Origin of the sequence: Paenalcaligenes suwonensis (genome assembly GCF_011290505.1) — a bacterium.
Taxonomy (GTDB): Bacteria; Pseudomonadota; Gammaproteobacteria; order Burkholderiales; family Burkholderiaceae_B; genus Paenalcaligenes; species Paenalcaligenes suwonensis.
Genome location: NZ_JAANPV010000001.1, coordinates 609,897 through 631,601, shown reverse-complemented (window position 1 = coordinate 631,601; position 21,705 = coordinate 609,897). Strand labels below are relative to the sequence as shown.

Below are 21,705 nucleotides of genomic sequence, written 5' to 3'. Positions count from 1 at the left end.
AAATGCCACCTGTAGCCATACAGGTGGCATTTTTCTTGGCTAGGCCTACTTAGGCTTTATCACCTAACAGCGCTGAGGCAAACTCACTGGCCACAAAAGGCTGCAAGTCATGTATGCCTTCACCTACACCAATCCAGTACACCGGCACAGGACGCACACCTTGACCACCAGCCGCTACCGCCGCCAAAATACCGCCCTTCGCTGTACCGTCCAGCTTAGTGACCACCAAACCTGTCAGGTTAATAGCGGCATCAAAGGCTTTGATCTGCGACAGTGCGTTTTGCCCTGTATTGCCATCAACCACTAACAATACCTCATGTGGAGCATTGCCATCGGCTTTGGCGACTACGCGGCGAATTTTTTTCAGTTCTTCCATTAGGTGCAACTGCGTAGGCAAGCGACCCGCAGTATCCACCATCACCACACCGGTTTCACGCGCTTTACCCGCATTGACCGCATCAAATGCGACTGCCGCAGGGTCACCACCGTCTTGGGCAATCACGGCCACATTATTGCGTTTACCCCATTCGATCAGCTGTTCACGTGCGGCCGCACGGAAGGTATCCCCCGCTGCCAGCAATACCGATGCACCTTGTGCTTGGAAGGCATTAGCCAACTTACCTATAGAGGTGGTTTTACCGGCACCGTTCACACCAGCGATCATAACCACTAGCGGTTTGGCCGCATTGGTATCAAACTGCTTCTCCAACACTTTCAAGTGATTGGTCAGAATTTCGCGCAACGCGACTTTGACCTCTTCGCCTTGGGTAATGCGGTCTTTCTTCACTTTGGCGCGCAGCTCGGTCAGCAACTTCTCGGTTGCCTCTAAACCAGCATCCGCCATGATGAGCGCTGTTTCTAGCTCTTCAAATAGGTCTTCATCTACCTTAACCCCAACGAAGATACCGCCAATAGCCTGCCCTGTGCGCGATAAACCCTGACGCAAGCGCGACAACCATGAACCTTTGGCGGGTTCTGCTGGCTGCGCAGGCGCAGCAACAGGTTCGGGTTCGGGTTCGGGTTCGGGTTCGGGTTCGGGTTCGGCAACAATAGTATCGCTAACCACTACCGCCTCAACCACAGGCTCTACAACTGGCTCTGGCTCTGGCTCTGGCTCTGGCTCTGGCTCTGGCTCTGCAATAGTTTGCGCTTCAGGCTGTGCATTTACGACTGGCGTATCAACCATTGACACTGCCGGCACTTCCCGCGCATGCTCTGTAAAAACGCCATCGTCGGGTGCCAACACTTCCACCTGTGCGGGTGCGCGCACAACGGCCTCAGCCTTGGACACCTCTGGCACAGGTTCTTCTACCGCTGTGGGCTGAAGTGGCTCATGCGTCGTGTTGACAACAGCCTCTTCTTTTGCGGCTTTCTTTCTTTTAAAAAAACTGAACATACAATCTACACTTAAGCAAAATTCTGGATCACGCCACTGGCGATACTACGCGCCCATGAAAAAACACACAATCCGTATTGTAGGCGGCGAATACCGTCGCACACCTATCACTGTACCGGAAGCTGCAGGGCTACGCCCTACTCCCGATCGCGTACGCGAAACTCTCTTTAACTGGTTACGCCATTTTTGGGCAGATGATTTCCAACAAAAACGTGTACTAGACTTGTTTGCAGGCTCGGGTGCATTAGGTTTTGAAGCCGCCTCGCACGGCGTCGCACACGTACAAATGGTGGAAAACAACCCAGAAACCATTTCCTCGCTGAGGGCAATACGCAACAAGCTAGACGCCCTGTCTGTACGCATCCATGCGGGCGATGCTTTGCATGTATTGAAACGCACTGAAATGCCTTATGATCTGGTTTTTCTAGACCCTCCCTTTAACCAGCAATGGCTGGACAAGGTTTGGCCCTTACTGCCCCGTATTTTAGCCCCGGATGCCTTAGTGTATGTAGAATCTGAAAGTGCCATCACCGCACCCGATTTTCTTACACCATTACGGGAGCAACGAGCAGGAAATGTGCATTATTCGCTGTTCATGTTTGCTGCGGCGCAAAAAACAGATAATAATGCCTAACGCCATAACTAAATATTCATCGTGACAGTATTGTTCTGCGCAACATCTGCTATCACTTTCATCGATAATAATATCTCATGATTACAGCTGTTTACCCAGGTACCTTTGACCCTTTTACCCGTGGCCACGAAGACCTAGTACGCCGTGCGGCGAACTTGTTTGATCACGTGGTGGTGGGTATTGCTCATAGCCAAGCCAAACGGCCATTCTTCAGCGTGGAGGAGCGCGTGGAGATTGCCCGTGAAGTACTAGGCCATTACCCCAACGTAGAAGTTAAAAGCTTTGCCGGTTTGCTTAAAGACTTTGTACGTGAACAGGATGGCCGAGTCATCGTTCGCGGTTTGCGTGCCGTGTCCGACTTCGAATACGAGTTCCAGATGGCTGGTATGAACCGCCACCTGCTGCCAGAAGTTGAAACCCTGTTCATGACTCCATCTGATCAATACCAATTCATCTCAGGCACTATCGTGCGTGAAATTGCGATTTTGGGTGGTGACGTCAGCAAGTTCGTATTCCCTTCAGTAGAACGTTGGTTGGTCAGCAAAGCACGTATCGCTCGCGAACAACAAGAACTACTCGCTAAAAAGGGTTAAAGCGGCAAAGAAGGGCTAGACGGTATACACTGAACTCATTGTTTTGCTTTAGTTTTTGCAATAGCCATGGCCCTTACCATTACCGAAGAATGCATTAACTGCGACGTCTGTGAGCCGCAGTGTCCCAACACCGCTATTTACATGGGTGAAGAGATCTACGAGATCAATCCTTCACTCTGTACAGAATGCGTGGGGCACTTTGACGAGCCTCAGTGCATTGTGTTCTGCCCTGTAGAATGCATTGAAGTACACCCTGAACACCAAGAAAGCCAAGAGACATTACTGAAAAAATTTCAGAAACTCGCTGGGCTGACTGAAGCCTAATCAGGCCATAAAAAACGGGGCTACTAGCCCCGTTTTTTTATTACGGTTTTGCCACCCCTAATAAATCTCTGAACAACACTCCCAAACTACGGTTAGGCGCCGCTTGCTCTACCCGCTTAGTGAGTGCCGCCCCGGTTTCCCGAGTATCCATTAAAGTATCTAGCAAGGGCTGGCTCACCAGCTTTTCCACCAGACCACTTTCCAGAGCTTGTTGCACCAGTTTGCTGCTGATTTCGCTCCATAAGATGCGGTGATCAGGATGAGACAGCGAACCCGTTAACTGTACTGGCACATTGACCTTAAACAGCTCTTTTAACAAACCAGCATTCGCACTGCCACGCATCTGGCTTTGCAAACGAAACTCCAGCGTTAAATCTAGGGTTTGATCTACCAAATTAATAGACGATGGTTTACGCATACTAATACGTAAATCAGGTGAGTTCGCCAGCATAGAGTTAAAGCTCAGCACGCCATCACGCAACGTTGATTGCAAACTTAACGCTGAAAAACTGGTGCTACGCGCTAGGTCGAAATCCAAGGCCAAGGCCGGCAACTGCGGACTAAACGCGTTTTTGGCTACATCCACCACACTAGCCAGTGTTTCAAACGCATCCAACCCATACACACGACCATCCACGGTATCCATATTAAAAGTACCGCTCAGACTGCGTAACCATGCTGCTGGCGTGTGCCCTGCTGCTGTTACCCGTGCGCTCACATCACTTTTACCGCTCATGCGGGTTTGACCAAAAGCATCTTCGAGAATGGCACCTGACTCAATACCATACGCATCCACAGAAGCACGTAAGCTACTGTCAGACTTCAAACGTAATTCGCTTAACAAACTACCTTGATAGAACTCGGCGCTGTTTAACTTCAGCAGCAACTCACCTTGCGCCACGCCCAAATCGGCTTTGAGTTGATTAAGGGTGAACTTTCCTACCTTCACATTTTGCAGCTGCGCTTTACCTTGTACGGTGTACTTTTCCAAGAAGCTTAGATCCATCACTGTGCCCGCCACAGGGCCCACAAACTTCTCGGTAGCGTCCTGCTGCTCCCCAGACACCACACGACCTCGCTGCTTGCGTACTTCAGCAGAAGGAATCCAATTGGCAAAATCGGTATCTTGTACCTGAGCGTTGAAATCCAGATTCGGGGTAGCGTTAGGCTGGTAACGCGCATCTAGCGCAATATGCCCCGCACTTTCACCTATTTCCAGTCTGGTGTCCCACTGGTTATTCGGCATAGCCCACACCAATGAACCAGCTATATCTGCTTGTACACGTTGATTAGGCAAACCCTCGTCTTCTAGGCTAAACACCCCGGTCAACGCTTCCCATGTCAGTGTTTTTTGCTCTCGCTGCCATACCAACGGGCTGGCTACTTTCAGCACCCATGCCTGTAATGGCTGTTTCAGTACGGTATCTACACTAAAGCGCTCGGCACGCAGCGCATGGCCCGTACCGCTAAGCTCGTCTATACGCAGTTTAATGCCGGTAGAATCTACTCCCGAACGTATAAAGCTACCAACGATGGGTGACTTCATTTCGGCTGAGTTGCTGTCGGTATATACATCAGGAATATCCAAGGCCAACTCTACGGAGTCGTGCTCGTAATTCCCTTTAGTACGTAGCGCCAAACGCTGGATACGCAGCAAAGAATGTTGCCCTGCGTAGATCAAGTCAGGCACATTCAGGCTTGCCTGTACGTTAGACAAGGGCATAGTTCTGCTGGCTAGCTCACCTTGGGTAGTCAACTCCATACCTTGTACACGCACCACACCCACGAGGGATTGGTATTCTACGCCCCCCTTGAGCTGCAATTGTTCGGTTTTGTAGCTACCTACATCACCCTGCACCTGTACATTAATGCGTTGGGCGGCATAGATATGGCTATAGGGATCTAAACGCAGCAAGGCCTGCCCATCTAACGCTGCCTCCATATGCGGCTTGGTGCCTTGCAGACGGCCTTTAAACTTCAAGTCAAAGGGCTGACCAAAGGTCATACGCCCCGTATTCATATCCAAGCCTACAATTTGCCCACCGCCGCCTAAAATTTGGTCGTAGTAGTGCACCTCGCCTTCACGAAAGTCTAGGCCTGCAATATCAATTTGGAATTTCGTTTTGCCGGTATCCGGGCTGACAGCCTCTTTTAAGCTGGCCAATACTTTGCTCAGTTCAGACCCCGGTTCGTCTTCTTTGGCTACCGGTTCGGGCTCAGTAGACACAGTACCTTCTGCGGGGTTTTCCACCTCTGCCGCTTGAGCGGCTCCCATGATCCAGCCACCAGAATTAGCGGTAGTGGGCGCCGTAGTATCCAGCGCGGTATCGTCTAGTAAGTCAGAGAAATTAAAGCTGCCGTCTTTTTCGCGTTCTAGCCAAACCTTAAAACCGTTTAACGAAACGTGATCCACCACAAATTGGTTGGACATCAAAGGCCAGATCGCCACAGCAAAGCGTGCGCTGTCTACAGACATAAAGGTTTGGTCGCTATTGCGTTCGGACAGCGACACGCCATTTACCGACAAACCTATACGGGGAAATAAAGACAGTTCAATTTCACCCTCGATGGCAAGGGTACGCTGGTAGCGCTCGTAGACGATTTCCTCTAGCTTACGTTTGTAGGCATTGGGGTCAAAAGTCAGCAAGAAAATAGCGGCACCCACTAATGCCACGATGAAAATCACTACCAAGCCTAAGAGGCTACGCTTGAACCACACTTTCATTTAGTCCTCAAACCACCATTCCATCTATTTTCGCTGAGCATCACGCTTCCAGCCTGCATCCTACCGCAACCCTTGGTACAGCGCATCACACGGTAAAAAAGTGTGTTTTTCCAGCAATAAGCCTACAATTCTAGTATCCGCTGGTTGCACATTACCAAAAGAAATATAGAAATCGGCTTTCTGTCTAACTATCGCCAGTCAGCCACCGGTACGATGCACATATTACCTGCGATTATTTCACTTACCTTCTTTTGCTCGCTCCCATTATGAAACTGGAAACACTTGCCGTTCATGCTGGTTACAGCCCTGATCCAACCACTAAAGCTGTTGCCGTACCTATTTACCAAACCACCTCTTACGCCTTTGATAATACACAACATGGCGCCGATCTATTCGATCTAAAGGTACCTGGTAATATCTATACCCGCATTATGAACCCTACTAATGCGGTGTTGGAAGAGCGCGTTGCGGCACTGGAAGGTGGTGTAGCAGCTTTGGCCGTCGCATCAGGCATGGCCGCCATTAGTTATGCTATACAAACCATCGCCGAGGCGGGTGACAATATTGTTTCGGTGAGTAAGCTTTATGGCGGCACCTACAACCTGTTCGCCCACACGTTTCCACGTCAAGGCATTGAAGTACGTTTTGCTGCGCATAACGAATTAGCTAAGCTGGAAGCCCTGATTGATGCTCGTACCAAAGCCGTGTTCTGCGAAACCATCGGCAACCCCGGTGCAAACATCGTCGATATTCAAGCGTTGGCTGACTTGGCTCACCGCCACGGCGTACCACTGATTGTGGATAACACCGTTGCCTCCCCTGCTCTGTGCCGCCCGTTTGAACACGGTGCTGATATTGTGGTGCACTCCCTGACTAAATACATGGGTGGCCACGGTACTACCATTGCCGGTGCCGTTGTGGATTCCGGTAAATTCCCATGGGCTGAACACAAAGAACGTTTTGCTATTCTGAATACACCTGACCCGTCCTACCATGGCGTGGTATACACCGAAGCCTTTGGCGCGGCGGCGTTTATCGGTCGTTGCCGTGTAGTGCCTTTGCGTAACACAGGCGCAGCACTGTCACCTTTTAATGCATTCCAGATTCTGCAAGGCATTGAGACACTGCCACTGCGTATGGAGCGTCACACTGAAAACGCACTAAAAGCAGCGCAGTTCTTGCAAAAACATCCACAAGTGAAATGGGTAAACTACGCCGGCCTGCCCGAGCACTCAGAGCACGATTTGGCTGTACGCTACATGGGCGGCAAACCTGCAGCCATTCTAAGTTTTGGTATTGAAGGTGGCCGCGAAGCAGGCGCACGCTTTATTGATGCACTGCAACTGATCACTCGCTTGGTGAACATTGGTGACACCAAATCACTGGCTTGCCACCCTGCTACCACTACGCACCGTCAGTTAAACGAGCAAGAGTTGGAAACGGCTGGTGTAAGTTTAGATATGGTGCGCTTGTCCATCGGGATCGAGCACATTGATGACATCTTGGCTGATCTAAGCCAAGCATTGGACGCGGCTAAGTAAGCGAGCGTTTGTTGGCGAAGGCTACCTCTGACGGGTAGCCTGCCAACACAATACCGACCCCACACATACCATTGCAGCACCTTGCCAAAACGACCATGACAACGGTGTACGCAACAGCAATGCAGCAAACGCTGCCGAAAACACCGGAATAAAGTACGACGCACCAGCAAGCAGTGTCACATTTCCGTACAAAATCCCCACATTCCACGCTGCATAACCAAAGCCCATCGCTATGGCGGCCAGTAGTAAATACACCAATGAGCCTACGCTAAACTGCATGGCTGGCTGTTCGCCAGAAAAATACATGCCCCATAGTGCCACTGCCACCAACATGAAAAACAGCGTAATCCCATTTTTACCTTGGGCAATACGTGTAGTGACCGTGCAATAGGCAGCCCAGATCAATGCGCCTAGCAACGCTAACCCATAGCTAAGCGGGTTATCTTGGATATTGCGCACCATACCGGGTAGGTCTATACCTTGATCAGAGCCCAGCACCCACACCACGCCTAGCATAGACAACACAAAACCTGGCGCAATCCACCATGAGGTTTTTTGTTTATTGAAAACAATAGCGAAAACAATAGTCAGCGTAGGCCATAGGTAGTTCACCATCCCTACTTCTATAGCCTGCCTAGAATGACTGGCATAACCAATGGATAAGGCCAAGCACAGCTCGTACAGCACAAACAGCAGGCTGCCCCATACCAAATAGCGGCGCGGGAATTCGCGTACCTTAGGAAAGCCTACCGTTGCCCACAAAATCAACGACGCCACGCTGTAAATCAATGCAGCGCCGCCTACTGCACCAAAGCTTTCGCTTACCCCGCGTATTAAGCCCACAATCAGGCTCCATAACACGACGGCAAGCAAACCTATAAGCGTAGCGTTCTTGGCTGAGGGCATACCTAAGGCCTGCCCTGTTAGATTTCCAAGTTATCGATCAGTCGTGTGCTACCCAGTTTGGCGGCGCCTAACGCTACCAATGCTTCACCTGCTTTAATCTCGTCGGATTCAGGCGTGAGCAAATCACGTTGACGGCGCAACGTAAGGTAATCCACATCCCAGCCTTCCAACGCCAAACGCTGTGCGGCATCGTGCTCAATTTGGGCCACATCGGTACAACCCGCTTGGATTTGTGCACGCACAGCTTGTAAACAGGCATACAGCTGAGGGGCTTTCGCTTTTTCTTGTTCGCTTAAGTAACGGTTACGCGACGACAACGCCAAACCGCTTTCTTCACGTACTGTTTCATGCGCCATCACTTCAACGGGCAATTGGAATTGGCGGCACATGCTGCGCACTACCATCAACTGCTGATAATCTTTTTTCCCGAACACCGCTACGCGTGGCTGTACGCAGGAGAACAACTTCATCACCACGGTACTAACGCCCTCAAAGAAACCTGGGCGGCACTCACCTTCCAAGATATCGCCCAACCCTTTAGGCGTATCAATACGGAAGCTTTGCGGCTCTGGATACATTTCTTTTTCCGACGGTGCAAACAGCACGTACACATCCCGCGCCGCTTCAAGTTTGTCTATATCTTGCTGCAACGTACGTGGGTACTGATTGAAATCTTCGTTAGGACCAAACTGCAACGGGTTAACAAAAATACTGGCCACCACAGGATCACCGTGCTGACGCGCCAACCGCATCAACGCCAAATGCCCCTCATGCAGGTTGCCCATAGTCGGCACAAATGCAACCCGAGTCTGCCCCTGCAGATGGTCGCGTAGCTCCTGAATGGTGTGTACAACTTTCACTGAAAACTCCAATACCAGAACGGCATTATTGAATAGAAGAGCCCTCGGTACGCACAAAGGCTAGGCGCACATAAATGGGGGCATAAGGTTCGGTTTGAGTTACTTCCACCAGCGACTCGCGCACCAGCTCTAACATCGCTAGAAAATGCACGACAAGAACAGGCACAGCATCGCCGTCCTCGATACGCTCTATGAATAGGGCCGTAAACTCTAAAAACTGCGCATCATTTAAGCGGCGCAATATTTGACTCATGTGATCGCGTACAGAAAGCTGCTCACGAGTAATGGTATGGCTGCGGTTTAATTGCGCCCTACGCATAATGTCACGCCAAGCATCTTTAAGATCCTCGGGACTAATGTCCGGCAGCACCTGCTCTACATGCAGATCCAAGTGTGCGTGGGCCTGCTCAAAGTCGCGGCCCAACTGTGGCAACGCATCAAGTTTCTGCGCTGCCATTTTCATGCGTTCGTATTCCAGTAGACGCCGTACGAGCTCCGCCCGTGGATCTTCTACTTCTTCGTCAGAGTCGGCTTTTTTCACCGGCAGCAACATACGAGACTTAATCTCTATCAGCAAGGCTGCCATCAGCAGATATTCGCCCGCTAGTTCTAAGTTACTGCGGCGAATTTCCTCTACATAGGCAAGGTACTGATTGGTCACCTGCGCCATGGGGATATCTAGCACGTTGAAGTTCTGTTTGCGAATCAGGTACAGCAACAGATCCAGCGGCCCCTCGAAGGCCTCTAGAAACACTTTTAACGCATCGGGCGGGATATAAAGATCCTGGGGAACCTTAAATAACGGTTCCCCATACAAACGCGCAAAAATCTCCGCATCAAGTAACGAAGGGGCAACCGCCCCCCCATCGTTTGATGTGACTTGTGAAGTGGCTTGCTCAGCCATTACACGATATTAGTCGTTGGAGTAGTACACATAGGCTGGCTGCGCCACACGACCGGCACGGTAGCCTTCTTGCAGCTCGGCATCCAGTTGTTTATCCCACAATCTACCGCGGCCTTCGCGTTGACGGTTGTCGGTTTCTGGATTTTCCTGTTTGAAGCCTTTCAGGAACTGTGTAATTTCAGATTCGTAATTCTTGGCCATATTCACCGCACACTTAACAAATTGCATTCACCAAAACTCGAGTTTACTGCAAACCCGCCCATAAACAGAGCACGCCGTGTAAACCCGGCTACAGTTACGTGTTTCTACGCACTGCCTTTTTTGGCACAAATCAGTCAAAAACCGCTTTATGCTAACATCTGCTGTCAAAATTATAGAACTAATGCTTAATTCTCGTAGACTGGAGTTTTCATGACACAACCCTCTTCTTGCCCATCTTGCTCTGGCGAACACACCTATCAGGATGGTGAGTTCTACGTTTGCCCTGAGTGCGCGCATGAGTGGTCCATTCATGCTGAAGAGAACGCCGCCGAATCCGACGAGCGCCAAATCAAAGATGCGCACGGCACGCCACTGCAAGACGGTGACGATGTACACCTGATTAAAGACCTTAAAGTAAAAGGTTCTTCTACCACATTGAAAAAAGGCGCTAAAGCGCGCGGTATACGTATCGTGCCTGGTGATCACGAGGTCAGCTGTAAGATCGATGGCGTCAGCTACGAACTTAAAGCGGAATTCTTGAAAAAAGCGTAATTACTCGTCTTTTTGAGGGATCAGCATCACCAACTTACAGTCTGGCCGTATGGCCAGCCTGAAGGTGTATTGCCTGAAATGCAGGATGCCATCTTCTGGATGGGAGAAACTGCGCAAACCGCCCTCGCGCTCTACTACGGTCTGCCTGCCCCACCATTGCGCAAAAACGGGGCTGGTAGACAATAGCGATTGCAGTAGCGCATGTAACTCTGGTTCGTCCACATGCGCCCCCACATCCCCCCTAAATTCACTGACCACACGCGTGGCACGCTGTTCCCAGTCCACTACCAAGCTGCGGGCAGCTGGGTCTAGGAAAATATAGTGCAATAAATTAGGAACAGGGTTTCGATCGGGCCACCCATCAAACAAACGCAATAACGCCTCGTTACGCGCCAGCACGTTCCAACATCTATCCAAAATATACGCCGGTGCGGCAATACTGCGTACGCAATCCTCTAAGCCATCAGGCAACTGCGACAGTAGTTCACCATGCTCAGGATCGGCACACTCAGCTAGCTCAAACAAATACTGGCGCTCGGCACGTCCCAACCTCAGTTCACCGGCTAAACGGGCACACACAGTAGGAGAAATGGCGATTTCTCGCCCCTGCTCCATCCAGGTGTACCACGTCACGCTGATATCACACAGTTGTGCAACCTCTTCGCGGCGTAAGCCTGGAGTACGTCGCCTACTGCCTGCGGGTAGCCCTAAGGCTTCAGGCCGCGTGCGCTCGCGCACACTACGTAAGAACTCACCCAACGCCTTACGTCGAGTGGATGCCGCATGATCAGAGGACACTACGATTTCAGTGCGTCCCATAGTGCTTACCCACGCAATACCGAGGCCAACGACCGGCGTACATCGTCCTCGTCTCTGCCTGAACGATCTATATAGTCTTGCAACTGGTCTTCGCCGATGTTACCTACGTTGAAATACTGGGAATCTGGATGGCTAAAGTAGAAGCCCGACACGCTAGAAGCCGGGTACATCGCCAAGCTTTCTGTGAGTTGCATGTTGATGTCTTCCCACTGCATCACCCTATTCATATCCGCTTTCACCACATGTTCTGGGCAAGATGGGTAACCCGGCGCGGGTCTAATGCCTTGGTAACGTTCGTCAATTAAGGCTTCGTTATCCAAATCTTCTTCAGACACATAGCCCCATAGATCCGTACGTATTCGCGCATGTAAACACTCGGCAAAACCTTCAGCAAAACGGTCAGCCAAGGCTTTAAGCATGATGTCGGAGTAATCGTCACCTTCGGCTTGGAAGCGCTCTGAATGTTTTTCTATGCCCAAGCCACCCGTCACCGCAAACAGCCCTATATAGTCCATTACCCCACTTTCTTTAGGCGCAATGTAATCGGCCAAACACTTACTGTGCACACCAGCACGTTTCACTGTTTGCTGACGCAAGTTACGCCATGTGAACAGCACTTCGGAACGCGTTTCGTCGCTATACACCTCGATGTCATCACCGTTCACACTATTTGCTGGGTAGAAAGCCACTACACCATTGGCTTGCAACCAACGGCCATCAATGATTTTTTTCAACATGGCCTGACCTTCGGCGTACAACTGTTTAGCTTGCTCACCCACCACATCGTCTTCCAAAATACGGGGGAAACGCCCGAATAAGCTCCATGTCTGGAAGAAAGGCGTCCAGTCTATAAAGCGAGCGATTTCAGCCAAGTCGTAATTAATAAAGGTACGACGGCCAATGAACTTAGGACGCGGCGGGGTGTAGTTGGCCCAATCTATAGGTGGCGCATCAGCACGCGCTTCCGCCAAGCTAATTAACGGTGTCTCTTTGCGATTGGCATGGCGTGTACGCACTAACTCGTACTCATCCGCAACTTCCTGTAAATACGCATCACGGCTATCAGACATTAAGTTAGTCGCCACACCCACAGAACGACTGGCATCTGGCACATAAATGACCGGGCCATCGTAGTACGGCGCAATTTTGACTGCTGTGTGCACACGGCTAGTGGTCGCACCACCAATTAACAGAGGGATTTTTCTATCGCGGAAGTACGGGTCGCGTTGCATCTCGGACGCCACATAGGCCATTTCTTCCAGGCTGGGGGTAATCAGCCCAGACAAGCCCACCATATCGGCGTTCACTTCTTTGGCTTTAGCGAGTATCTGGGCACACGGCACCATCACACCCATGTTTTCCACTTCGAAGTTATTACATTGCAGCACCACAGTCACAATGTTTTTACCAATATCGTGCACATCGCCTTTCACGGTAGCCATCACGATCTTGCCTTTAGAGCGTACATCGCCACCCGCCAACGCAATCTGACGTTTTTCTTCTTCGATAAACGGCACCAAATGCGAGACGGCCTGCTTCATCACGCGGGCCGATTTCACCACCTGCGGCAAGAACATTTTGCCTTCACCAAACAGGTCACCCACTACGTTCATGCCGTCCATGAGTGGGCCTTCAATCACCTCAATCGGTCGGCCACCCGCGCTGGCAATTTCTTGGCGTACTTCTTCTGTATCTTCAACGATAAAGCTCGTAATGCCGTTGACCAGCGCATGTACCAAACGCGCACGTACCGGCTGCTCGCGCCATGTCAGGTCTTCTTCACGCTTAGCGCCAGAGCCTTTAATATTTTCGGCGAGTTCTACCAACCGCTCCGTAGAACTACGCTCATCGTTAGGACCTTCTTTTGCTACGGGATCAGCACGGTTCAATATGACGTCTTCCACCATATTGCGTACTTTTTCATCCAAATCGGCATACACGCCTAACTGGCCTGCATTCACAATCCCCATGGTCAGCCCCTCGCGGATGCTGTAGTACAGGAATACGGTGTGAATGGCCTCACGCATGGCTTCGTTGCCACGGAACGAAAAGCTCACGTTAGAAATACCGCCAGACATGCGAGCATGAGGCAGATTCTGACGAATCCACTTCACGCCTTCAATAAAGTCTCGCGCGTAGTTATTGTGCTCATCAATACCGGTAGCAACGGCAAAAACGTTGGGGTCAAAAATAATGTCTTCAGGTGGGAAGCCTACTTCCTTCACCAGCAGCCAATAGGCACGTGCGCAGATCTCTTTGCGTCGCTCTAAGCTGTCGGCCTGCCCTTGCTCGTCAAAAGCCATCACCACGGCAGCCGCACCGTATTTACGGCACAAACGGGCATGGGCCAAGAAGGACTCCTCCCCTTCTTTTAGCGAAATGGAGTTCACCACCGCTTTACCCTGAATGCAACGTAACCCCGTTTCTATCACTTCCCACTTGGAACTATCCACCATGATGGGAACACGAGAAATATCGGGTTCAGAAGCAATCAAATTCAAGAATTTACGCATGTTGGCAACGGAGTCCAACATCGCTTCATCCATATTGATATCGATGATCTGCGCGCCATTTTCTACCTGCTGACGTGCTACCGATAAAGCCTCTTCAAAACGCTCTTCACGAATAAGGCGCAAGAAGGCCTTACTACCTGTGACGTTAGTACGTTCACCCACGTTGATAAACAAGCTTTGCTCATCAAAGTTCAGTGCTTCCAAACCTGACAAACGCGTACGTACAGGGATTTCAGGCACATGGCGGCGTGGCAAGTTTTGTACTTGCTGCACAATGGCACGAATATGGTCTGGCGTGGTACCACAGCAGCCGCCCACCATATTGACCAAGCCTGCTTCAGCAAACTCATGCAATAAGCCAGACGTGTCTTTAGGGGTTTCATCAAAGCCAGTTTCTGCCATGGGGTTTGGCAAACCAGCGTTGGGGTACACACAGATGTAGGTATCGCAAATTTTGGACAGCTCAGCGATATAGGGGCGCATCAATGCCGCACCCAGCGCACAGTTCAACCCAATGGTAACGGGCTTAGCATGGCGCACCGAGTTCCAGAAAGCTTCTACCGTTTGACCCGACAAAATACGGCCAGATGCATCGGTAACCGTGCCGGACACCATGACTGGCAAACGAATATTTCGCGCATCAAACACCGACTCCACCGCAAAAATAGCGGCTTTAGCATTTAAGGTATCGAAGATGGTTTCAATCAGCAGGATATCTGCGCCGCCATCAATCAAACCGTTTAACTGCTCGGTGTAAGCATCGCGCAGCTCTTCAAAGGTAATGTTACGCACAGACGGATCGTTCACATCTGGCGAAATAGAGGCCGTTTTAGGTTGTGGCCCCAGCACCCCAGCCACATAGCGACGCTGGCCGTTGGCAATGAACTCATCACAGACTTTGCGCGCGATTTTGGCCGATGCCAGGTTTAGCTCGTAGGAAATACCGTGCAGTTCGTAGTCGCCCTGCGCTACTTCTGTCGCCCCAAAGGTATTGGTACAGATTACATCGGCACCCGCATCCAGATACTGCCTGTGTATAGCTTCGATAATGTCAGGGCGTACCAACGACAGCAGTTCGTTGTCACCACGCACGTCCTTGCGATGGTCTTTAAAACGCTCGCCACGAAAATCGGCTTCGCTGAGCTTATATTGCTGGATCATGGTGCCCATGGCACCGTCCAAAATTACAATGCGCTCAGCCAAAAGCTGCACAAATTCCCCACCACGGGTGTAGGAAGACAAGGGATAAGGAATAGTGGGATATGACACGGTCACGAGCAAAATCCTGAAAATCGTCAAGCACTGCGTCGTGGAGCAAAAACGACTCGCTTACACCACAACCAAAGAGATGTATTGTACCCCCCCATGGCTGCTATGCTAAATTCCCTTTGCATATCAAGGTACATACTAAGACTCCCTTTTCTTATGTAGCTGAGCAGAAAACCACACTGCTCATCGGGAAGCCTGACCCTACGCTTTAGGTCAAACAGCGCTGCCCCCGCAACGGTACTCATGCCCCGCATGCCAGCCCGATACCGAGCCCTGATATACCTGACCGTATATAGCTAGCCTTTTCCTCTAAGATCTAGCCCATTTTTATTGTGGTGTGCGGGGTCGCGCACCAAACAGGATTCGTCATGAAAACAACTCACTTGGCTGCGTTGCTGGCCTGTATTTTTCCGTTAAGTGCTGCCGCACAATCCCCCCAACCCGTATCTGAACTAGACAACATTGTCGTCACAGCTAGCCGTGTAGCGCAGCTGGAAAGCGAGGTAGTGGGTGACGTCAGCGTGATTGACCGCGCAACCTTGGAAAAAGCAGGTCAAAGCAGTGTGGCCGAACTGCTGTCCCGCGAACACGGTATTCAAATTAGCACTAACGGTGGCCCTCAGACCCCTACGTCGATTTTTATGCGTGGCACAGAAAGCCGCCACGTATTGGTATTAATTGATGGCGTGCGCATCAACAGCAGTATTTCTAATAGCGTTAACTTCAGCGCACTGAACACCGCCCAAATTGAGCGCATCGAAATCTTGCGCGGGGCAGGTAGCAGCCTGTATGGCTCAGAAGCCATTGGTGGGGTGATCAACATCATCACCAAAACAGGGCAAACCGATACGCCCATGGCGTTCTGGGGTGAAATGGGTGTGGGCACACACAGCCTTTTCAAAAGCAGCGTAGGTGTGTCAGGCCAAACAAATGGCTTCTCGTACAACCTGATTGGCTCCTTAGCCAACAGCGATGGCTTTAGATCGACCAACGCACATTCTGACGTAGGTGCTTCGCAACGTGCCGATGGCTATGAAAGCAATAGCGTGAAAGCCAATGTGGGTTACGCATTTTCTGACCAGCACCGTGTAGATGCCCACCTATTCTCGTCGTACATCAACGGCGAATTCACGGGGTACACCGGCCAAGAAAGCAGCGCCACACGCCAACAAGCCTACGGTATTAGCTCTACCAATAAATTCTTCAGTAACTGGACCAGCAAGCTAAGCGTGAATGAAACACGCGAAACTCGCCAAGGCTACAACAGCTTTAATGTAGAAAGTTCGTCTTACCAAACCACGCTGCGTAACTACGCTTGGCAAAACGATGTCACCCTAGGCCAATACCAAACGGTGACAGCCTTGTTGGAACATAATGACGAACGCGGCAAACAAGCTGGTTTTAGCAACTTAAGCGCTAAACGCCATAGCAATGCAGGCGCTCTTATTTACAGCCTGAACTATGGCCGCCACCACGCACAAGCTAGCCTACGTCATGACCGTATTGCGGGACACACTAGCCGCACCACAGGTGCCGTTGCTTATGACTTCGACATCACTAACCGCTGGACGGTGGGTGCTTCCTACAACACAGGCTTCAAAATGCCTACCTTGTACGAAGATTACGTCAACCAAAACGCCAACATTGCAACCGTATCGCCAGAAACGTCCAAGAACGTAGAAGCACGCATTGCCTACACCCACGATACCGGTTCGGTAAAGTTAGTGGCCTATCAAAACCGCATCAAAAACCTGATTAATTGGCGCGCTAATAGCAGCCAGAATGGTGAGTACTACAACACCAACCGCGCCAAAATCAAAGGTTACTCGTTGATGTTTGATCAACAAGTACTGGATGATCTGAGCATTTGGGGTAGTGCGGATTTAACCAACCCTCGCAACCAAGAAACCGGTCAACGCCTGACACGTCGCGCAGCGCAAGTCTACAGATTGGGTGCCCAGTACAACTACAACGCCATGCAAGTTGGCGCTGAATACATGTGGACAGCCAAGCGCCAAGACACTAATTTCAATACAAACGAAAACGTTACATTAGGTGGTTTCAGCTTGGTGAACCTAACGGCACACTATGCATTCAACAAGACAGTAACAGCTTCAGTACGATGGGATAACGTATTCAATAAACGCTATGAATACGTATACGGCTATAACACCCCAGGCTCTAACGTCTTTGTAAACCTAACCTGGCGCATGTAAGCCTATTTCCTCTGCCTGCCTAGGGCAGGCAGAGGCTCTTCTAGGGAGCAGTGCTTATGGGCAACCTGCACAACATAGTAGTAGGTCTACTTACGGCCTTACTACCCGTTGCCGTACTGGCGCACCCAGCGCCTGCACAGGAAGCATTTAGCATTCCTAGCAATCCCTGCACAAGCACTCTGCCCTCACCTTCCTTTCAGCGCGCAATAAGCCTAGCTCCCCACCTAACCGAATTGTTGTATGCGGCAGGAGCTGGAGACGCAATTATTGCTACGGTCAGTAGCAGTGATTACCCCAAAGCAGCCACTGAACTTCCCCGCATTGGTGATGGCATCACCCTGCATCCCGAACGCCTGCTAGAACTACACCCTGACGCCATTTTTGCATGGTTGCCGGGTAGCACCCTGGTTTCTATGCAGCCTACGCTAGAACGCTTGGGAATTCCTTTACTGTATTCACGCCCTAACAGTCTGCGCGACATTCCCCAAGAAATACGCCGATTGGGGTGGTTATTTAATACTCGTGATGTAGCTTGCCCCGTTGCACAACAACTGGACGACCGCTTAGATGCCCTTGCCAGCGCCGCATTGCATGACGGCCCGGCTGTATCCGTGTATTTAGAGCTGGGACACGACCCCATCTACACCATTGGCAACGACCCATTAATTGCTGATGTACTGACCACCTGCAATGCCCAAAACAGCTACGCACACAGCACTGTCGCGGCTCCACAAGTGTTGCCCGAGGAATTACTACGACGTAATCCACATGTGGTGATTGTGTCCCAGCCCTCTGTATTGACGCAGCAAGAACGGCTACGCTATTGGCAACAACACCAACTTCCTGCCGCGGTAGAGGGACGGTTTTTTGGCATTTCACCCGATCTGCTTTATAGACCGGGGCCACGCTTAATTGATGCCACCGAGCAACTGTGCTCGTATGTGGATCAAGCACGTGCCGCCCAACATGCTGCGACGCAGCATGGTAAAAGCCCTGCCAAACCCCGCTAAATGCATTATCCTTTAAGGTTTTGACGCTACGGTTAACCCTAGCATTTCTGTCATACCACTAGAGCATCACCACCATGAGCATTACTACTCCTGCCGACCCCTTTGTTATTGCTGGTAAATCCTATCAGTCCCGCCTGCTAGTAGGCACAGGGAAATACAAGGATTTCGAAGAGACCAAGTTAGCGATTGAGGCTAGTGGTACAGAAATTGTGACCGTCGCCATCCGCCGTACCAATATTGGTCAAGATGCTAGCACCCCTAGCTTATTAGACTACGTCCCCCCTTCACGCTACACCATTTTGCCTAACACCGCCGGCTGCTTTACTGCTGACGATGCCGTGCGTACATTGCGCTTGGCTCGCGAACTGCTGGATGGCCACTCACTGGTCAAACTGGAAGTATTGGGCAGCGCGCAGAACCTGTTCCCCAACATGCCTGAAACCCTGATCGCTGCCAAAACACTGGTAAGCGAAGGTTTTGATGTGATGGTGTACTGCTCTGACGACCCTATACAGTGCAAAATGCTGGAAGACATTGGTTGTGTAGCCATCATGCCATTGGCCTCACTGATTGGCTCCGGCATGGGCATTATTAACCCATGGAACTTGCGACTGATTATTGACCAATCGTCAGTGCCCGTATTGGTAGATGCTGGCGTTGGTACAGCATCTGATGCGGCAATTGGTATGGAATTGGGCTGCGATGGCGTGTTGATGAATACTGCTATTGCTGGTGCTCGTGACCCTATTCGCATGGCCGTCGCCATGAAAGAGGCCGTACAAGCTGGCCGTAATGCCTACCTTGCTGGCCGTGTGCCCCGCAAATATTACGATGCGGATCCTAGTTCGCCTGTTGAAGGCATGATTCATTCTCGTTCTAAGTAAAGTCTATGATTCCCAGTACTCTGACCATCGCCGGCGTTGACCCCTCTGGGGGAGCTGGCGTATTGGCCGACGTCAAGGCCATGAGCGCACTTGGTGCTTATGCGAATGGTGTCATTGCCGCGCTAACTGCTCAAAACACCAAAGGTGTCACAGGCATCTTGCCCGTTGACCCTGCGTTTGTAGCCCTGCAAATTGATACGTTGTTTGACGATGTACGTATTGATGCGGTGAAACTGGGTATGTTGGGTCAACAAAAAGTCACCGAGGTAGTGGCTGAGCGTTTGGCACACTGGAAGCCTAAATATTTAGTGCTAGACCCTGTAATGGTGGCTAAAAGCGGTAATTTATTGCTGGAAAAACCCGCTGTTAACGCACTGCGCGAACAGCTATTGCCACAATCCACCATGATTACACCCAACCTACCCGAGGCCGGAGTACTGCTGGAAGCTCGTCCTGCTGAAACCCTGAAAGAAATGTATGGGGTAGCGGAGAAGCTGCACCGAATGATTGATGACGGCAAAGAACGCTGGGTATTTCTAAAAGGCGGTCATCTTCCCGGTGACGACTGCCCTGATCTGCTGTTTAACGGTGATCAAATGGTAGAAATGCCAGCGTTGCGTATCCAGACCAAAAACACGCATGGCACAGGCTGCACCTTGTCTGCCGCATTGGCTGCTTTGTTGCCGCAAACGCCTAATGCCGTCGAGGCGGCCAAACTGGCTAAACAGTACTTGTTTAAAGCCATTGCTCGCTCCCATGAAATGCAAATTGGTTCGGGCCATGGCCCTGTGCATCACTTCCACCACTGGTGGCCACCTGTTAATTCTTGATTTTGGTCTGAGTCACCACTGTAGTTATGACGCATAGCACTGCCATTATTGTGGCCATGCAGGAAGAGTTAGAAATTATCCTGCAACATTTGGAACACGCCAGCACGCATGAACGTGCTGGCATGCAATTTCATCAAGGTACCTTTGCCGGTAAGCCTGTGGTCGCGGTGATTTGTGGTGTGGGCAAAGTCAATGCGGCTACCTGCACACAAATTCTGATTTCAGAGTTTGCGGTAAGCCGCGTCATCAACATCGGTATTGCCGGCGGCATAGGTCCCGGCATTTCACCCGGTGACGTGGTCATCGCCGATTGCTTGGTACAACACGATATGGATATTGCTGCGTTAGGTCTGCCCCCTGGGCAAATCTTCCGTATGGATACCTTGTACTTCCCTACCGACCCTACCCTGCGTCGTTTGGCACAAGAAGCGGCTAGTCACATCACCGCGCACAACGTCAGTACTGGGTGCATTGCCAGTGGCGACCAATTTATTGCCAGCCCTGAAAAAAGTCGGTGGATACATCAGCAATTCAATGCACTAGCCTGCGAGATGGAAAGTGCTAGTATTGCGCAAGCGTGTTACCTGAATAACGTCCCTGTTATTTGCATACGCTCTATTTCAGACAATGCGAATGACGGGGCAAACATGGATTTTGAGCAATTTATGAGCATCGCCGTGCAGAATGCGAGTATTCTTCTGCAACAGATGCTTCCTGCTTGCCCATGAATTAAACAACTGGACAGAAATGCCTGTTTTTGAACAAAGCAGTATCTGGCATCCTGTCCTATAATCAGATTTCTGTACGACTAACCAAACGCTTATTGGACGTTATGAACATTCACGCGCTGTCTGAGCTCGAACGTGCACGCTATTACATGATCGAGCAACAAATCCGCCCTTGGCATCTGTCTGATGATAACGTGCTTGCTGCCCTACTTAAGGTCAAGCGCGAGCGCTTTGTACCTCCAGCAATGGAAGGTGCGGCCTTTTCTGATACCGAACTGCCACTGATTGTTGACGGTATAGACACAGGTGAAACCATGCTGTTCCCCAGCTTGGAAGCCCGTCTAACCCAAGAACTACAGCTCAAACCGTCTGATGGTGTACTTGAAATTGGTACTGGCTCGGGTTTCCAAGCCGCTTTGTTGGCCTGTTTGTGCCAGCAAGTGACCTCTATTGAAATCAACAGTACGCTTGCTGGCTTTGCAAAAAACAATCTGCAACGTAACAAAATCACGAATGTTACCGTTGAAACTGGCGATGCCCACGCAGGCTGGGGTACCACAGAATACGATGCAATTTTGCTGACTGGCTCTGTACCTACTATTCCTGATGCTCTGAAATACCAGCTAGCCATTGGTGGCCGTCTGGTGGCAGTCGTTGGCCAACAACCTGTAATGACCGTGACTCGTATCACGCGCACCAGTGCGGCAAGTTTTGACGTGGAACTTCTTTTTGATACCAACATCAAAGCTTTGCATGGTACGGCTATTTCGCATTTCAAATTCTAATCGCTCCCGTCGTCG

At 50.7% G+C, this 21,705-nt stretch carries 19 protein-coding genes; 11 read left to right on the top strand and 8 right to left on the bottom strand.

The window, feature by feature from the left end:
• Nucleotides 1–49: 49 nt before the first annotated feature.
• Complete coding sequence (gene ftsY, locus GY634_RS02955; protein ID WP_166407062.1) at nt 50–1,396, bottom strand: signal recognition particle-docking protein FtsY; 1,347 nt, start codon at nt 1,394–1,396, stop codon at nt 50–52.
• 55 nt (nt 1,397–1,451) lie between these two features.
• Here ftsY and rsmD point away from each other — a divergent pair, with 55 nt between their 5' ends.
• The 3 genes from rsmD to GY634_RS02940 all read left to right on the top strand — a co-directional run bounded on the left by rsmD (nt 1,452) and on the right by GY634_RS02940 (nt 2,947).
• Complete coding sequence (rsmD, locus tag GY634_RS02950) at nt 1,452–2,030, top strand: 16S rRNA (guanine(966)-N(2))-methyltransferase RsmD (protein WP_166407061.1); 579 nt, start codon at nt 1,452–1,454, stop codon at nt 2,028–2,030.
• 77 nt (nt 2,031–2,107) lie between these two features.
• On the top strand, nt 2,108–2,623 hold the full coding sequence (gene coaD, locus GY634_RS02945; RefSeq protein ID WP_135861852.1) for a pantetheine-phosphate adenylyltransferase: 516 nt from the start codon (nt 2,108–2,110) through the stop codon (nt 2,621–2,623).
• A gap of 66 nt (nt 2,624–2,689) precedes the next feature.
• Nucleotides 2,690–2,947, top strand: coding sequence for a YfhL family 4Fe-4S dicluster ferredoxin (locus GY634_RS02940; protein WP_166407060.1), 258 nt, complete (start codon nt 2,690–2,692; stop codon nt 2,945–2,947).
• Between the two features lie 40 nt (nt 2,948–2,987).
• Here the strand turns inward: GY634_RS02940 and GY634_RS02935 are convergent, their stop codons facing one another.
• Nucleotides 2,988–5,672: an AsmA family protein gene (locus GY634_RS02935; protein WP_166407059.1), complete on the bottom strand. Its 2,685-nt coding sequence runs from the start codon at nt 5,670–5,672 to the stop codon at nt 2,988–2,990.
• 266 nt (nt 5,673–5,938) lie between these two features.
• Between GY634_RS02935 and GY634_RS02930 the strand changes: the two genes are divergently transcribed.
• Nucleotides 5,939–7,213: a bifunctional O-acetylhomoserine aminocarboxypropyltransferase/cysteine synthase gene (locus GY634_RS02930; RefSeq protein WP_166407058.1), complete on the top strand. Its 1,275-nt coding sequence runs from the start codon at nt 5,939–5,941 to the stop codon at nt 7,211–7,213.
• Nucleotides 7,214–7,234: 21 nt separating this feature from the next.
• Here GY634_RS02930 and yddG read toward each other — a convergent pair whose 3' ends face one another.
• From yddG to GY634_RS02910, 4 genes are read right to left on the bottom strand one after another with little or no spacing between them, the layout of a single operon-like run.
• Complete coding sequence (yddG, locus tag GY634_RS02925; protein WP_166407057.1) at nt 7,235–8,119, bottom strand: aromatic amino acid DMT transporter YddG; 885 nt, start codon at nt 8,117–8,119, stop codon at nt 7,235–7,237.
• Between the two features lie 17 nt (nt 8,120–8,136).
• Complete coding sequence (gene panC / locus GY634_RS02920; protein WP_166407056.1) at nt 8,137–8,979, bottom strand: pantoate--beta-alanine ligase; 843 nt, start codon at nt 8,977–8,979, stop codon at nt 8,137–8,139.
• A 25-nt stretch (nt 8,980–9,004) separates the two neighbouring features.
• Nucleotides 9,005–9,883 carry a segregation and condensation protein A gene (locus GY634_RS02915; RefSeq protein ID WP_166407055.1) on the bottom strand — a complete coding sequence of 293 codons (879 nt, stop codon included), beginning with the start codon at nt 9,881–9,883 and terminating at the stop codon, nt 9,005–9,007.
• Nucleotides 9,884–9,892: 9 nt separating this feature from the next.
• On the bottom strand, nt 9,893–10,084 hold the full coding sequence (locus GY634_RS02910; protein ID WP_166407151.1) for a DUF3460 family protein: 192 nt from the start codon (nt 10,082–10,084) through the stop codon (nt 9,893–9,895).
• A 210-nt stretch (nt 10,085–10,294) separates the two neighbouring features.
• Between GY634_RS02910 and GY634_RS02905 the strand changes: the two genes are divergently transcribed.
• On the top strand, nt 10,295–10,636 hold the full coding sequence (locus GY634_RS02905) for a zinc ribbon domain-containing protein YjdM (protein ID WP_166407054.1): 342 nt from the start codon (nt 10,295–10,297) through the stop codon (nt 10,634–10,636).
• Here the strand turns inward: GY634_RS02905 and GY634_RS02900 are convergent, their stop codons facing one another.
• Both GY634_RS02900 and metH read right to left on the bottom strand, forming a co-directional pair.
• Nucleotides 10,637–11,455 (bottom strand): helix-turn-helix transcriptional regulator, encoded by an 819-nt coding sequence (locus GY634_RS02900; protein WP_166407053.1) that lies wholly within the window; start codon nt 11,453–11,455, stop codon nt 10,637–10,639.
• Between the two features lie 5 nt (nt 11,456–11,460).
• Entirely contained in the window at nt 11,461–15,237 is a 3,777-nt protein-coding gene (metH, locus tag GY634_RS02895; protein WP_166407150.1) for a methionine synthase, read from the bottom strand.
• A gap of 368 nt (nt 15,238–15,605) precedes the next feature.
• Between metH and GY634_RS02890 the strand changes: the two genes are divergently transcribed.
• The 6 genes from GY634_RS02890 (at nt 15,606) to GY634_RS02865 (ending at nt 21,690) form a co-directional block, all read left to right on the top strand.
• A complete protein-coding gene (locus tag GY634_RS02890) occupies nt 15,606–17,453 on the top strand; it encodes a TonB-dependent receptor domain-containing protein (RefSeq protein ID WP_166407052.1) in 1,848 nt (615 codons plus the stop codon).
• Nucleotides 17,454–17,509: 56 nt separating this feature from the next.
• Nucleotides 17,510–18,463, top strand: coding sequence for an ABC transporter substrate-binding protein (locus GY634_RS02885; protein WP_166407051.1), 954 nt, complete (start codon nt 17,510–17,512; stop codon nt 18,461–18,463).
• Nucleotides 18,464–18,537: 74 nt separating this feature from the next.
• Complete coding sequence (locus GY634_RS02880; RefSeq protein ID WP_166407050.1) at nt 18,538–19,347, top strand: thiazole synthase; 810 nt, start codon at nt 18,538–18,540, stop codon at nt 19,345–19,347.
• 5 nt (nt 19,348–19,352) lie between these two features.
• Nucleotides 19,353–20,177 carry a bifunctional hydroxymethylpyrimidine kinase/phosphomethylpyrimidine kinase gene (gene thiD, locus GY634_RS02875; RefSeq protein ID WP_166407049.1) on the top strand — a complete coding sequence of 275 codons (825 nt, stop codon included), beginning with the start codon at nt 19,353–19,355 and terminating at the stop codon, nt 20,175–20,177.
• A gap of 26 nt (nt 20,178–20,203) precedes the next feature.
• Nucleotides 20,204–20,905 carry a 5'-methylthioadenosine/adenosylhomocysteine nucleosidase gene (locus tag GY634_RS02870; protein WP_166407048.1) on the top strand — a complete coding sequence of 234 codons (702 nt, stop codon included), beginning with the start codon at nt 20,204–20,206 and terminating at the stop codon, nt 20,903–20,905.
• Nucleotides 20,906–21,009: 104 nt separating this feature from the next.
• Nucleotides 21,010–21,690, top strand: a complete 681-nt coding sequence (locus tag GY634_RS02865) for a protein-L-isoaspartate O-methyltransferase family protein (RefSeq protein ID WP_166407047.1) — start codon at nt 21,010–21,012, stop codon at nt 21,688–21,690.
• The last annotated feature ends 15 nt before the right edge of the window (nt 21,691–21,705 follow it).

Bases quoted from the DNA above. Each gene is read 5' to 3' on its own strand.
- thiD (WP_166407049.1), top strand. From the start codon at position 19,353: ATGATTCCCAGTACTCTGACCATCGCCGGCGTTGACCCCTCTGGGGGA.
- coaD (WP_135861852.1), top strand. From the start codon at position 2,108: ATGATTACAGCTGTTTACCCAGGTACCTTTGACCCTTTTACCCGTGGC.
- GY634_RS02910 (WP_166407151.1), bottom strand. From the start codon at position 10,084: ATGGCCAAGAATTACGAATCTGAAATTACACAGTTCCTGAAAGGCTTC.
- GY634_RS02905 (WP_166407054.1), top strand. From the start codon at position 10,295: ATGACACAACCCTCTTCTTGCCCATCTTGCTCTGGCGAACACACCTAT.
- GY634_RS02880 (WP_166407050.1), top strand. From the start codon at position 18,538: ATGAGCATTACTACTCCTGCCGACCCCTTTGTTATTGCTGGTAAATCC.
- ftsY (WP_166407062.1), bottom strand. From the start codon at position 1,396: ATGTTCAGTTTTTTTAAAAGAAAGAAAGCCGCAAAAGAAGAGGCTGTT.
- GY634_RS02870 (WP_166407048.1), top strand. From the start codon at position 20,204: ATGACGCATAGCACTGCCATTATTGTGGCCATGCAGGAAGAGTTAGAA.
- GY634_RS02885 (WP_166407051.1), top strand. From the start codon at position 17,510: ATGGGCAACCTGCACAACATAGTAGTAGGTCTACTTACGGCCTTACTA.
- rsmD (WP_166407061.1), top strand. From the start codon at position 1,452: ATGAAAAAACACACAATCCGTATTGTAGGCGGCGAATACCGTCGCACA.
- yddG (WP_166407057.1), bottom strand. From the start codon at position 8,119: ATGCCCTCAGCCAAGAACGCTACGCTTATAGGTTTGCTTGCCGTCGTG.
- GY634_RS02940 (WP_166407060.1), top strand. From the start codon at position 2,690: ATGGCCCTTACCATTACCGAAGAATGCATTAACTGCGACGTCTGTGAG.
- GY634_RS02935 (WP_166407059.1), bottom strand. From the start codon at position 5,672: ATGAAAGTGTGGTTCAAGCGTAGCCTCTTAGGCTTGGTAGTGATTTTC.
- GY634_RS02930 (WP_166407058.1), top strand. From the start codon at position 5,939: ATGAAACTGGAAACACTTGCCGTTCATGCTGGTTACAGCCCTGATCCA.
- GY634_RS02915 (WP_166407055.1), bottom strand. From the start codon at position 9,883: ATGGCTGAGCAAGCCACTTCACAAGTCACATCAAACGATGGGGGGGCG.
- GY634_RS02890 (WP_166407052.1), top strand. From the start codon at position 15,606: ATGAAAACAACTCACTTGGCTGCGTTGCTGGCCTGTATTTTTCCGTTA.
- GY634_RS02900 (WP_166407053.1), bottom strand. From the start codon at position 11,455: ATGGGACGCACTGAAATCGTAGTGTCCTCTGATCATGCGGCATCCACT.
- GY634_RS02865 (WP_166407047.1), top strand. From the start codon at position 21,010: ATGAACATTCACGCGCTGTCTGAGCTCGAACGTGCACGCTATTACATG.